Annotated in this window: 7 protein-coding genes; 1 reads left to right on the top strand and 6 read right to left on the bottom strand. The window is 37.4% G+C overall.

The features are described 5' to 3' along the window. Positions 1-169: 169 nt before the first annotated feature. Positions 170-1,519: a peptidylprolyl isomerase gene (locus tag MUB18_RS08345; protein ID WP_045755246.1), complete on the top strand. Its 1,350-nt coding sequence runs from the start codon at positions 170-172 to the stop codon at positions 1,517-1,519. Positions 1,520-1,602: 83 nt separating this feature from the next. Here the strand turns inward: MUB18_RS08345 and MUB18_RS08340 are convergent, their stop codons facing one another. From MUB18_RS08340 to MUB18_RS08315, 6 genes are all read right to left on the bottom strand, one after another. Then, a complete protein-coding gene (locus MUB18_RS08340) occupies positions 1,603-2,487 on the bottom strand; it encodes a DUF4440 domain-containing protein (RefSeq protein WP_248755616.1) in 885 nt (294 codons plus the stop codon). Between the two features lie 32 nt (positions 2,488-2,519). Further along, a complete protein-coding gene (gene cysS / locus MUB18_RS08335) occupies positions 2,520-3,986 on the bottom strand; it encodes a cysteine--tRNA ligase (RefSeq protein ID WP_045752608.1) in 1,467 nt (488 codons plus the stop codon). A 20-nt stretch (positions 3,987-4,006) separates the two neighbouring features. Beyond that, a complete protein-coding gene (gene der, locus MUB18_RS08330) occupies positions 4,007-5,308 on the bottom strand; it encodes a ribosome biogenesis GTPase Der (RefSeq protein ID WP_045752609.1) in 1,302 nt (433 codons plus the stop codon). Between the two features lie 318 nt (positions 5,309-5,626). Then, the gene (locus tag MUB18_RS08325) at positions 5,627-7,774 is read right to left on the bottom strand and encodes a beta-N-acetylhexosaminidase family protein (RefSeq protein ID WP_248755615.1); all 2,148 of its coding nucleotides are present in this window, start codon (positions 7,772-7,774) and stop codon (positions 5,627-5,629) included. Between the two features lie 172 nt (positions 7,775-7,946). Further along, positions 7,947-9,680, bottom strand: a complete 1,734-nt coding sequence (locus MUB18_RS08320; RefSeq protein ID WP_045752611.1) for a RagB/SusD family nutrient uptake outer membrane protein — start codon at positions 9,678-9,680, stop codon at positions 7,947-7,949. A 20-nt stretch (positions 9,681-9,700) separates the two neighbouring features. Continuing rightward, on the bottom strand, positions 9,701-12,778 hold the full coding sequence (locus MUB18_RS08315; protein ID WP_248755614.1) for a SusC/RagA family TonB-linked outer membrane protein: 3,078 nt from the start codon (positions 12,776-12,778) through the stop codon (positions 9,701-9,703). Positions 12,779-12,822 lie beyond the last annotated feature (44 nt).

The raw sequence follows: 12,822 nt of genomic DNA, 5'->3' as shown, positions 1-12,822 counted from the left end.
TCTAATAATTTTGTGCAGGCTTTCAAAACTTTAAGTTTGAACAGTTTATTTATTAAAAGTATTTAATTTACATTCCTCGAATGAAAACATCATGAGCTTAAATAGCTTAAAAAAGAAAGTCATAACTGCTCATGATAGCTTCATCACCATTAAAAGACATATTATTCTAATGAAAAAAAACATATATACGTTGCTATTATTGGTATTTGTGACAGCACAAACAGTATTTGCTCAAAAACAAGTAATCGATCGGGTAGTTGCGACAGTAGGCTCTGGTATTATCTTACAGTCAGATGTTGATATGCAATATGCACAATATCTTTCGAGCGGTAATAAAGCAAATGAAAATTTCAAATGTGAAATGCTTCAACAATTGTTGACGCAAAAGTTACTTTCACAACAAGCTGTAATCGATTCCATTGAAGTTGGTGAAACAGAGGTAGATGATAATTTGAACAGCCGCTTACGTTATATGTCGCAACAAGCTGGCGGACAGGAACGACTGGAAAAATTCTTAAACAGATCTTTACTGCAATATAAAGAAGATATGCGTCCTAGCATTTTTGAACAATTGAAAGCGAATAAAATGCGTCAAAATATTGTTCAGAAAGTTGATGTAACTCCTATCGAAGTAAAACGTTATTTTGAAGCCCTAAATACAGACAGTTTACCATACTTCAACACAGAAGTTGAAATTGGTGAGATTGTGATGTTTCCTAAACTAACTGTAGAAGAGAAAGCTGAGTTTAAAACAAAAGCAGAAGGGCTTCGCAAGCAAGTTATGGATGGTTCTGAATTTGGAACAGTCGCTCGTCTATATTCTGAAGATGGCTCTGCCCCCTATGGTGGAGATTTAGGATTCAACACGCGTGACAACTGGGTAAAAGAATTTGCTGCTATGGCTTTTAAATTAAAAGCTGGCGAGATCTCGCCCGTATTTGAAACCAAATATGGATTTCACTTTCTACAAGTCTTGGAAAGACGTGGTGAAGAAGTACATGTGAGACATATCTTGATCAAATTTAAACCAACGACAGCTAGTATTGAACGGACGCAAGCAAAAATGGACAGTATCTACAACTTAGTAACAACAGGTAAATTGGATTTCTATCATGCTGCTACAACAAATTCGGACAGTGAAGAAACCAAATTTAATGGCGGTATGGTACTTAACCAAGAAGGTGAAACACGTTCTACACTAATACCAGTAGATAAGTTAGAGGCATCTGTATTCCAAGCTATCGATCCATTAAAACCAGGAGAGTATTCTAAACCAGCTCAATTTACAGATCGCACTGGTGAAGTTGGCCTACGTTTCAATTATCTAAAATCCCGTGTAGCTCCTCACAAAGCTAATTTGGATGAAGATTATGTAAAAATAAAAGAAGCAGCAAGACAAGATAAGGTTAATCGCAAACTAAACACTTGGTTTGAATCCAAAAGAGAAAGTACTTACATCGATATTGCTGATGACTTTCAAGAATGTGACGAACTTAAAGTTTGGATTTCCAAAAAATAAGATCAAATATCATAAAACGAGAAAGGGCTTCAAATTTGATTTGAAGCCCTTTCTCGTTTTATGTATAAATTTATATAGGTCGACTATCGCTCGAACATCATTTCAACCAAGACATTCCAGTTTGCTTTTGACACATCATCTTTAGCAAGTTCACTTAACTTCCAGATTCGAATATAATTATATTTAACAACCTTATCTTGCACATTTACAGTAGCCGTTCCGAAAGAATAGGCATATTCACCACTATAAGCTCTACCCACTTTTTCAGGAGTTGTGACAATATTTATTCGAGACTTTTTCAAATATGCCAGTATATTCTTTTTGCCTTCTATCGGTTGAATCCAAGGAAAAAGCAAACGCGAGTCCTCATGTAAAAACTCTTTATAACCAGCTTGGTTATCTGCTTTTAATACGGTCGACAAAAGCTTGTCCGTCTCAAAAACAATCTCTTTACGTTGATCTAATCGTACTTGTGAACGATGCTTTAAATACCATGCTTCGCTTGGCTCATAAAATTCCAATTCAGAATTTTCCTTATTGCCAAAATTTTCGACTTCAGCTCGAATATCGACTAACCATTTTCCTTTTTTATTTCTTTTCCAGACCGTCAAATATTGCCCAAAACGTTTTCTGGCTCCGACTTTTTGAAATTCCATCGGCCCCGTAGTGACACCAAATTCTTGACTTTTTGAAACCATCGCTAATGCAGGTTCCCAAGTTAATACATCTGGTATATTGGGTCTATTATTCAGGTAATCTAAAGCATTGACCTCTGAAGGAACAAAAAATTTAGACTCTTTATCGACAATGGACAGAAGTGCCTGATGCGGTGTAGTTGTTTTAGAAATCAATGCAGCTTCTTTATCTGCACGGATTAAACTACCTACTTTATCGGGAATCTGCGCATACACTTGTGCTGAAAAAGCACTCATGAAAACTATTGCCGACATTTTATTCCATATATTCATGTAATGTTTTGATATTAATTCGACACTAACTATCAAATCTTATTCCAAAGCGTCCCATCTTTGCTATCTTTCAGTTGTATACCGATGGCATTGAGTTCCTCACGAATACGATCCGATGTTGCAAAATCTTTATTTTGCTTAGCACCATCGCGTAATTTGATGACAATAGACATAATCTCATCGATACTATCATTGCTGGATATTTGATCATTTTGCAGTCCGAGAATATCAAAAACAAAATGTTGTAATAATGTTTTCAATTCCTCTAGATCAGGAGCGCTGATAGCTGCTTTTCCGTCATAAATTGAATTAATCAACCGAACGACCTCAAATAACTCCGCAATTAAAATAGGGCTATTGAAATCATCATCCATTGCAGCATAGCATTTTGCACGTAAATCGGCGATATTCAATGCTGACTTACCTTTTGAAGGCTTCAATTTATCCAATAGATTAATAGCTGTCATCAAACGTTTAAAGCCCTTATCAGCTGCATCTAATGCTTCATTAGAAAAATCCAATGTACTTCTATAATGAGCCTGCAACATAAAGAAACGCACGGCCATAGGTGTATAACCCCGTTCTAATAAAGGATGATCTCCCGTAAACAATTGATGTGGCAAAAATCCATTTCCTGATGATTTTGACATGCGCGCACCATTGACCGTCAACATATTGGTATGCATCCAATATTTAGCCGGAGCAGTATGATTACATGCTTCTGACTGTGCTATTTCATTGGTATGGTGAGTTGCTGCCAAATCCATTCCTCCACCGTGTATATCAAACTGGTCACCCAAATATTTACGGCTCATAGCAGAACACTCAATATGCCAGCCCGGAAAACCTACACTCCAGGGCGAAGGCCAACGCATAATATGTTCTGGTTTAGCTTTGATCCATAGGGCAAAGTCCAAACGACCATGTTTCTCATCCTGACCACCGAGTTCACGTGTATTATTCAACATATCATCAAGCTTACGATTAGTCAAAACGGTATAATCGTAGTCCTTCACATATTTTTCAACGTCAAAATACACGGTTCCATTGACCTCATAAGCATATCCATTAGCAATGATTTGTTGAACCATTTCGATCTGTTCTGAAATATGACCGGTAGCTGTAGGCTCGATGCTAGGAGGTAAGGTATTGAAAAGACGTAAAACATCATGGAAACCAAGTGTATATTTTTGCACAATCTCCATCGGCTCCAGCTGCTCCAGTTTTGCCTTTTTAGCAAATTTGTCATCACCTTCGTCATTATCCCCTTCCAGATGGCCAGCATCTGTTATATTACGTACATAACGGACTTTAAATCCAAGATGCTTTAAATATCGAAATATCAAATCAAACGACACGAAAGTGCGACAATTCCCCAAGTGAACATCACTGTATACGGTAGGCCCACAAACATACATCCCTACTAAAGAGGGATGTAATGGTTGGAATTTTTCTTTTTTACGTGTTAACGTATTGTATAAATAAAGATTGTTTTCCATGTCTAGAAAAATATCAGTTTCTATTTTTGTCTAAAATATATTTGAATTGGAACCCCTTCGAAATCGAAGTGCTCACGCAGTTTATTTTCAATATAACGTTTGTATGGATCTTTTACATACTGTGGTAAGTTACAAAAGAATGCAAACATGGGTGTACGTCCAGGAAGCTGGGTAACATACTTCACTTTGATATATTTACCTTTTAGAGCTGGTGGCGGATAATTTTCGATCACCTGCAACATCACTTCATTTAATTTTGAAGTAGGAATCTTCTTTGTTTTATTTTCGTAAACCTTTGCCGCAACTTCCAAAGTTTTGAAAATACGCTGTTTCTCAGTAACGGAAGTAAAAACAATAGGAATATCTGTAAAAGGAGCGATTTTCTCTTTGATACGCGCCTCAAACTCTTTCATTGTTTTATTATCTTTATCAATGGTATCCCATTTGTTGACAACGATTACAATCCCTTTTCTATTTTTCTCTGCAAGATGGAAAATATTAATATCCTGCGCTTCAATACCGTCATTGGCATCCAACATCAACAGAACAACATCCGAATCCTCCAAAGCTTTGATCGTACGCATGACAGAGTAAAACTCAATATCTTCGTTCACTTTAGACTTACGTCTCAATCCAGCGGTATCGATCAATAAGAATTCATGACCGAACTGTTTGTAATGGATACGAATCGAATCACGAGTAGTACCGGCTACTGGAGTGACGATATTACGATCTACACCTAACAATGCATTTGTTAAAGAAGATTTCCCCACATTAGGGCGACCTACAATCGTATATTTTGGTAATGTCGTATCGTCTTCGGGTTCATCTTCAAAAGTGGAAACTACTGCATCTAATAACTCTCCTGTACCAGATCCTGTAGCTGAAGAAACATTATAGATCTCACCTAAACCAAATGCATAAAACTCAGCCGAATCATGATGTAATTTAGCATGATCAACTTTATTTGCTGCCACATATACAGGCTTAGAACTTCTTCTTAAAATATCAGCAATCTCATCATCTAAATCAGTGATTCCTGTGGTTACATCTACCATAAATATAATAGCAGATGCTTCTTCTATTGCGATATGAACTTGGTCACGAATTGCTTCTTCAAAAACATCATCCGATCCATGTACAAACCCACCAGTATCAATAACTGTAAAATTCTTCCCTATCCATTCTGCCGTTTCATAGTGACGGTCGCGCGTCACTCCACTAAAGTCATCAACAATAGCTTTTCTACTCTCCGTCAGACGATTAAAAAGCGTGGATTTCCCAACATTTGGACGACCTACAATTGCAACAATATTTGCCATATTTTTACTATATATTATTCTCGTTACCTCACGGCAACTTATTTAAATACAATTTAACTCAGTGGGCAAAGTTACACATTATACCTGGTATTTTTGAAAATCAATCTAATCTTATCGTAATCTCTACCATTTTTCTAATCCATGACAACAATCAGGTATAACACGATTAAACAGAGCGATTATCCGCTTATAAAAATTTTATAGTCAGAATCCGATTTTGACTGCAATTAGCTGGTTCCGATCAGCCAAAGGAGTTACTAAAAAGAAAGCCTCAGTGAACATACTGAGACTTTCCAACAATACTAAATAGCATACAACCTATTGCAGTACAAGTTCAAATTTATGGATCTTAATTTCAACAATATGGTCTGCGCTATTGATTAATCGGGCAGCTTTAGATTTGGACGTTTTAGTTGCTGACCAAGTCTCCCCATCATCGCTAAATTCTAATTTCAGCAACTCTTGTTTTGGCAAAACTTCAAAAAGCACGTCTTTTATAAACTGGGAAGAGGTGACCTCCAGACCAATATTATCTTTAGGATTTAATTTAACAACCTCCAACATAGGACTTAATTTCAGTATCTGTTGTGGTCTATTTCCTGTAATCACATCATTCAATACAGGTAAAGCCTTTAATGGAGCCAAACTCGTTATTACATGGCCACTAGCCTGATCAATGGATTGAGGTACTGCAAAACCTTTTTCTCGAAATAATTGTGCAAAATGAAAATACGATTTCTCCACCCAGGGTAATATATGACGGCTACCCGTTACAATACCGGGCTGATAGGGATTCCGATTATTATTTCGATCAATATCAACCAACTTATTACGCTCCGTCTGCAGTTCAAGAAAATGTCGGTAAGCTTCCTGATCATCTTTCGAAGTTAAAAGATCCAGTAGCGATAAACTTGCTTGGCCCAAGCTTGCGAAGTGAAATAACCAAGGTTTTAATTCGCTTACTAACTTTTGATTACGCGAACGTTCAACAATATGCTGGACAGCAGGAGCAAATTTTGAAAACTCAGCTTGGAGTAAAATATAATGATCAGATTTTAATGCAATGGGAAAAGTTTTAAATTTCGGTGTAACATGTAATAAACTATCTAGTAATGGACCAAAACCTTCCGATTCTATACGTCGATACTGATGATAACTTGGACCAGGATCTGTATTATGTTTTGAAAATAAAGCATATGATGTTTCAATCTCAGGCATTACTTCGTGTATACCTCGGAGCCAAGAGTTATTTGAATCAAAAGATTTCAAATTCCAAGAATAGTCCGCAACTGAAAAAATAGCGACTTTAGAAGCTTCGGCCTTATCCATTGGGTTAGTTACAAAACCTGACATATCTGATTTAATATCGCGACTTAAACCATAGACAGGTCCTAACAAAAGATGATTTCGAACATAATCACTCACTGGAAAATTCCACCAAACAAATGAAGGTCTTTTAATACGATTATTGACCCAAACTTGTCCTTCTTTCGTGATATCATGGATAACTGAATTGCCCGTCCACATGATTTCAATCTTGTTATCCAACTGATCTCCCAATAGATCTAAATAAGTATTTGGCTTTAAATTGGACCATAATTTATTGTACTCCGTCGGGCACATGATCAATGCCCCTACATGTTGCTTTTTATCGACAAATTCCTTTTGTAAGTAATTCAACAAACCTGCCTGTTTCTCTGCTTTTGTTCCTTCACCAGAAATATCATCAAAAAATACAGCAAAGTGTCTTACTCCCAAATCATACATTAAATCAAACTTATGCAATACGGCCAGACTATCTGCCTTATTCCATTTAATATCTTTCCCTGGATGAATCGCCCAATAAAAATCTACTTCATTATCTTTGGCAACCTGCACTAATTCCTGTATGCGCTTTGCTTCTTCTTGAGGATATGGTTCACGCCAATTGGGTGATGAATGATAAGGGTCATCTTTAGGACCATACAAGTAGGTATTCATTTTCCATTGCCCATAAAACTTCAACTGTGCAATGCGATCTTCGAAACTCCATGGCTCGCCGTAAAAACCCTCGACTGTCCCTCGAAAGGCAACGTCAGGAAAATCATGTATAAGCTGCTCTTGTAAAAAGGAGGTTTGTTTAGCAGTATCTAAAAGTTGTTTTAAACTTTGAGCAGCATAAAAAGCACCTCGTTGAGTTTTATAAGTTACTTCAATGCTCTTTGGACCAATAGATAAATCATATCCTTCCTGATTTGTCACCGTTTTTGACATTTTAAATCGAACAGGAATACCTGACTTAGCCCAATAGGGTGTCAATATAGAGGAGATCTGCTGATCTATATTCCCCTTTAGTACGATACCTGCATAAGGAATATGTTCTTTCTTTAGAATTGTTTTTTGAGGGATGGGGTAAATGTGCTGGGCTCGACTATTTGCAAATAACGTACAAATAACAAAACATAAAATTAAAAATCTGGATAACATAATGATTGTAGAAATTGAATTAGGTTAAAGTAAAACAAGTATAATGGTATAAGATGAATGTCACAAATTCGAAAGGCATGAAATCGTTTGCGTGAAAACAAGAGAGGAAATACGATAAAAAAAATGGCCTTGCAAATCTGCAAAGCCATTTTTTAAAAATGATCAACTTAATCTATTGTGTTGGATTTTGAGTCAACACTCCAGGGTATGAATTAATCGCACTCTGCGGGATATAGTATACGACACGAAAGTCCGTTGGCGCTATAACCTCAGATTGATTATGCGGTCCTGGATATTGACGCGTCAATGCTTTACCATTACGAAATACATCATAGCTACGTTCTGCTTGAAATGCCAATTCCAATTCACGCTCTTTATCAATTAATGTACTTGCATTTGAAGCATTTAAGGATGAATACGCACCATTTGTAATCGAGCGGGTTCTTATTTTATTTAAATCCGCTAATGCTGCACCGTAATTACCCAATTTTGCTTGTGCTTCTGCTCTATTGAGATAAACCTCTCCTAATCTGCTGATGACTGGTGAATGTAATTGCGAATTTTCACCTTCTTTAGAACATTTCGTAATATAGAACTGAGGATATACACGATTTAATGAAATATAATAATCCAATACCCCATTATACGTTTTACCATCCTTGTATTTTATACTATAGGTTCCTTCATTGGCGTTGATCACTGTTAATGCATAAGGTATTCTTTGTTCGGCAGTAGTCGCCGTTTTTGGAATTACCTCTATAGCAGTAACGGTGTTACCTGTTCGCTCAATAATAAATTGGGCATAATTTAATGTATTTGCAGCGTCTTCTTTTATAAAGCGAAAGACCTCGGTATACTTCCCTGTCTTTTCATCTTCGGAATAAGTGGGTTCTATAAAGGAAGCACGCGCATCTACGATACGGTAGTTGTCTGGGCGCCAGTCGTTACGACCTGTTTCATTTAGCAAATCGATGTATTTTGCACTTGCATACATCTCACCCCAGCCCATACCGCCAATATTTGAATACATACCACCAATACCATAATAATGATCATAACCCGAAAATTCAGATGCCACTCTTTTAATAGCAAAGATCGTCTCAGCATTATTCTCTGGTGTAAAGGTATTATATTTCATAAATTTGTCTCGATCCAACAACGTATAGTCTCCAGAGTTGATCACTTTATCCGCATATTCTACCGACAATCTCGCGTATTCAGCATTTGGAGACTGGTATGTACCGCTCATATACAGGTAAACTCGAGATAACATGGCTTGAGCTGCTCCCTTAGAAGCATAGATATTGCCTTTTTTAATTGTCAATAACGATTCTGCCTTCTTCAAATCACTGATCGCCTGTTCATACGTTGCTTTAACGGTAGCACGATCTGGTAAACGTAGATCATTAAATACATCATCAGGGGTACCATTTACAATAGGTAATCCAAGATTGGTTTCAGGACTTTGATAATAAGGACGTCCATAGGCACGAACCAAGTAGAAATACATCATGCCGCGAATGTAATAACACTCTCCTAGTTGGTTGTCTTTTTCAGGACTTTCACCTTCAGTAATGATTTTCATTACATTAGATGACTGCGCAATAGCCTTATATCCTGCATCCCAAAAACTAGACAAACGCCCGTTATTTGGCGTACGTGCATACGAAATAAACTCATAAAATGCATCCGTCGAAGCTCCGCGAATCATCATATTATCACCAGCATACTCGCCAGCGCGATGCATCGGATCCGACCAGGCTTTCAATTGTGCATAAGTACCATTTATCATGGCATCTGGATTAGCAGCAATATTCTCAGAATCCATCGAGCCGTAAGGTAAGCGATCGATATTACATGATGTAATCGTAGCAGCTACTAATAGTACAGATAGTATCTTTTTCATAAAATTTTTCTCTCTTTTAACTAAAATGTCACATTAAGACCAAACATAAATTTGCGTGTAGCAGGATATATAGCAGGACCTGCCGAACCTAAGATAGCGCCTGTATCTTCATTGATCGAAATCTCAGGATCTACACCTGAATAGTTCGTAATGGTAAACAAGTTCTCCCCCGTAAAGAATACACGGACATTTTTCAATTTATATTGTTCCAATTTCAGGTTATAGCCCAAGGTCAATGAACGTAATCTTAAAAAATCACTATCTTCTAAATAACGAGTTGATGTAGAATTTCCTTTATCGTTATTATTGTATTTAGCGATTGGATGTGTAGCAATATCTCCTGGTTTTTCCCATCGACTCCAGCCGTCTTGCAATTTCATCTGGTTCCTATCGGTATAAGTTCCATCAGAATCATATTCTTGACGAGAATAATTATAGATCTTCCCACCAATGGAGTAGCCAAATGATGCATTGAGATCAAACTGTTTGTAAGTGATTCCTGTATTGAATCCACCAAATAGATCTGGGGATGCTTTTCCTGCCTTCTGCAAGGTAGCTGCTGAGTAATTAGAAGTTTTTACTTGAGTTTGATTACCATCCTGATCGGTTTCAACTTTATACCATTCAGGAGCACCAGTCTCGACATTGACCCCAGCCCATATCGGCATATAATAAGTATCAACTGGTAATCCAGGTTCCAAAACTCGACTAGCAGAACCAGCGATTCCTAAACCGTCACCGATGATAAGAGGTCTTATCACATCGTTGCCATTAGCATCTTTGCTCTTAATCAATTCGGTTAACTTATTTTTGTTATGGCCGATATTGATATCTAAGCTCCAAGTGAAATCATTTTTACGAATGATATCACCGCCTAAAGTAAGCTCAATACCTCTATTTTGCATTTTACCAATATTCTTCCAAACACTAGTAACACCTGTCAAACCACTAATAGGTACTTGATATAAGATATTGTCCGTTTTCTTATCATAGTAATCAAAACTGACACGAGCACGATTGTTAAACATCGTTGCATCAAATCCTGCACCTGTTGTAAAGGTGCGTTCCCACGTCAGGTCCTTGTTTCCAATTTGACTAATTAATGCCCCAGAATATTCATTATACCCCGAAGAAGAGGACACAGAATATAAACTATACTGTGGATATAAAGAACTTGGACGATTTCCAACAGATCCATATGAAGCACGGACTTTCAAATTATCAATCCAGGCGGCATTGAACCAACTCTCGCGATTGATATTCCATCCTCCACTCACGGAGAAAAAATTACCATATTTAGCGTTATCTCCAAAATTGGAAGCACCATCACGACGGAAAGATACCTGTCCCAAATATTTACCATCGTAAGCATAATTTGCATTCGATAATAAAGATTGGACTGCCCATTCATTAATATTTCCTCTAGTACGTTCTGGTTTAGCAACAACATTTAACACTTCGAAGCCAGGAATAAAACCTGTACCATAAACATCCAATGTCTTGTCCCAATAATCATTGAATTCATAAGCTGCTAATGCATTCACAGCATGTTTACCCCAAGATTTATTAAAACGCAATATCTGACTGGTATAACGACGCGCATATTCTGAGCGGTAATCTGTTAAACGTCCTTTTACACTTTCTCCTCCACTAGAACGAGGATCTGTATACCCCGCAGCACTATAAGTATTATAGCGGTAGTTATTGACGGATGAAAAAGTCAACCAATTGGTGAATTTGATATCAAAGTCCATATTACCGCTGAACTCATAATTGGTATTGGCACTATGGTCCCATTGTAAATCATACAGGTAGTTTGTGTTCGCACTATTTACCCACCCGCTATAACGATGAGGAACCGGCTTGCCATCTGCATCAAATGGGTTATCCCAAGGGAAATTTGAATACATCGCTGTTGTAGAATATTGTCTATCCTCTACTCCTCTACGTGCTCCAACTAAAGTTGGTTTAACGGTCAACCATTTCGTCGGTTTATAAACCGTATTCATACGGAAATTATAACGATCGTAATCATAGCCTTTCACAGCACCTACTTCATTGTAGTAACCCAATGATAGATAAGATTGTAGCTTTTCAGTACCCGATTGGATAGAAATATTATGATTTTGGGTAAAACCATGTTGTGTAGCCACTTTCCACCAATCGAAATCACTATTTCTCAAATCAGCATTCCAACGGGGAAATTTAATTGCCGCTTGGTTTGCAAAAGAAGCATAATAATCATAAAGTTCAGCACCATTCATCATTTTCAAATTACCAGTGGTAAGTTGATTAAATCCGATTTTTGAAGAGAAATTGATTGAAGTGCTATTTGCAGTTGGATTTTTTGTGGTGACGACAACCACACCATTTGCTCCCTGTGAACCATATATAGCCGTTGAAGCTGCATCTTTTAATACCGTTAAGGTAGCAATATCATCTGGATTTAAATCACCAGCACTAGATCCGAGAATAACACCATCGACAACCCATAGTGGACTTGTCGTACCACTTAAAGTGGCTTGACCGCGAATGACTACACCACCTTTTGCGCCTGGTCTTCCCGTTCCCGGAGCGACATATACACCCGCAGCTTTACCATTTAACATGTTTTCAACTGAAGGAGAAGTAATATCGCGCAATTTATCACCTTTTACAGTCTGCAATGAACCAGTTAAGTTTTCCTTTTTTTGGCTCCCATAACCAACAACAACCACTTCTTCTAATGCCTCATTTGATGCTACAAGTACGACATTCACTGTTGCGCCCTGCACAGGTTTTTCAACCTTGTCAAATCCGACAGCTGAAAACACTAAAGTCTGACCATTTGCTACCTGAATAGAATAGCGTCCATTGCTATCTGTTGAAGTCGCAATCGTGGAATTCTCTTTCACATAAATCGTCACGCCACTTAATGGACCTGAACTAGAAGTAACAGTACCAGAAATTTTCTGCTGCGAACTGCTGATTGTTGAGCTAATTAAATCACCATCATCATGTGCTTCAGCTATGCTTGGAGCAATTAGCGCCAACATCAAAGCTGACGTAATGGGATAAAATTTAGTCACAAAAAAAGGTTTTGTAAATCTCTTATTCATAAACTTAATTTCAAGATAATCAGTAAATTAGTTAATTATCATAA

Source organism: Sphingobacterium sp. PCS056 (assembly GCF_023273895.1).
Taxonomy (GTDB): domain Bacteria; phylum Bacteroidota; class Bacteroidia; order Sphingobacteriales; family Sphingobacteriaceae; genus Sphingobacterium.
Note: the sequence above shows the minus strand (reverse complement) of the source record. Positions and strands in the feature narration are given on the sequence as shown.